The sequence below is a fragment of the Candidatus Zixiibacteriota bacterium genome, assembly GCA_021159005.1.
Lineage (GTDB): Bacteria > Zixibacteria > MSB-5A5 > UBA10806 > 4484-95 > JAGGSN01.
The window spans coordinates 1-1,578 of the sequence record JAGGSN010000139.1 but is presented as its reverse complement, the minus strand read 5'-3'; the positions used below and the strand labels follow the sequence as shown (position 1 = coordinate 1,578).

At 39.2% G+C, this 1,578-nt stretch carries 4 protein-coding genes; 1 reads left to right on the top strand and 3 read right to left on the bottom strand.

Translation table 11 applies throughout. From position 1 onward, the window contains the following. The 3 genes from J7K40_09300 to J7K40_09290 form a co-directional block, all read right to left on the bottom strand. Nucleotides 1-256: hypothetical protein (locus J7K40_09300; protein ID MCD6162592.1), on the bottom strand; the 256-nt coding region annotated here is incomplete at its 3' end. A 1-nt stretch (nt 257) separates the two neighbouring features. Continuing rightward, the gene (locus J7K40_09295; GenBank protein ID MCD6162591.1) at nt 258-896 is read right to left on the bottom strand and encodes a site-specific DNA-methyltransferase; all 639 of its coding nucleotides are present in this window, start codon (nt 894-896) and stop codon (nt 258-260) included. Nucleotides 897-907: 11 nt separating this feature from the next. Then, complete coding sequence (locus J7K40_09290) at nt 908-1,129, bottom strand: hypothetical protein (protein MCD6162590.1); 222 nt, start codon at nt 1,127-1,129, stop codon at nt 908-910. Between the two features lie 92 nt (nt 1,130-1,221). Between J7K40_09290 and J7K40_09285 the strand changes: the two genes are divergently transcribed. Continuing rightward, nucleotides 1,222-1,578 (top strand): hypothetical protein (locus tag J7K40_09285; protein MCD6162589.1); only part of this gene is annotated, 357 nt, incomplete at its 3' end.

The window sequence follows — 1,578 nt, the reverse complement described above, 5'->3', positions numbered from 1 at the left end:
CCCTCCTTAGCGCTCTCTTCTGATGTTCCATTAAGAAAGAAGGAACAACCAATTCTTTAATTTCTTCTTCTGGTTCAAAGGGAAGGAGGCCAGGGAAAAGGCGATTTAAGCAAACACGGTTCATATAGTTGTTCGGAGTGGACCACTCTTTTTTTACTTTGCTCCAACGCATCGCCATAGTCTGGCAACACTTGACCTTTTCTTTGTCGTATGGAAAAGAGAGCCTAATCGTGTTTTTTTCTATTTTGACTTGCATATTATATCCCAAATAAAACTTCCTGTTGCAGGCGGCGGGCTGCTATTTCACAATATTTTTCTTCTTTTTCTATACCTATTGCTTTTCGGCCCAAATCCTTGGCTGCCGCAAGCGTAGTGCCTGATCCCATCATGGGGTCAAGGATAGTATTATATTTTGGTGCTAGTTCTATCGCCCACTTAATCACAGCAAGTGGTTTCTGCGTGGGATGATATCGTGGTTCTTTTCCCTTTCTTAACATTCCATTCCATTGATGCCTGATAAGTCTTACAGCTTTTCTATAATTAGTCCAGGCGAGCTCACAATCAGCAAAACCACCTGTATTTTCCTTATCCCATACAAGCCAACAACTTGATGGAGGCATAGGATAATAATTCCCCCCAAAACAACAAGCATATTTTCCTAAAGACAATAATTCCCACAACAAGTTAAAGTCTATAGGCTTATCATCCCAAGTTTTATTGCCATAATTCCCTGCCTTTGCTTTGTTGCCTCCTGCTCTGTTCTTCTCAAAGCTTTGCCTAATCCCGTAAGGAGGGTCAATCATAACGAGATCCACTGGCTCAAGTTCAGGTAGTATCTCTTCGTAAGCACAATTATAAATGCCGATTCCTTTATGATCATAGTAAGGCTTAATCATTTAAAATCCTATTATTTATGAAAATGTTTCAAATAATGATTAATTTCTTTTTTAGGCAATCCATGAGACCGAAGATGCTGTCTAAGGTCAAATTTCTTTTTAAATATCTTTTTGCATAAAGGACATTCATGAAACATAATTGGCATCTTAGCACGTCCAACCCTTTTTATTTTGGCTTGCATCACACCTCCAATAAATTCACAGCATTTTACCATAACAATTTCAAAAGTCAAGAGGTCTTAACTTCTGTGCCATAGTTGACAGGCAAGTTATTACAAGGTAAACTATTTGGCTGAGGGAGGAACTGCTCTGTTTTTAATAAAGGATGAAAAATAAAAAAAAGAAGCCACTCATACCACTGCTTCCTCAGGTAATGAATTTTCATCTTGCCGACGATGATCGGCTCGAAAAGAAAATCCAAAAAAGTATAATGACTTTTCTTAAAACTGTTCCTTTATCAAACTTCGCAAAAATTCAGCAAGGCCCTATGAGCAAAGGCGGTATATCAGACATAATCGGATGCTATCATGGGTGTTTTTTGGCTTTGGAGGTAAAACGCAGAATAACGGAACCAACCCCGCTGCAAGCAGAATATCTTAACAGAAACGTGAAGGCCGGAGGTTTCAGCGCAGTCGTTAGGTCTGTGGCAGATGTCAAGGAAGTATTGAGAAGAGTAGAATTA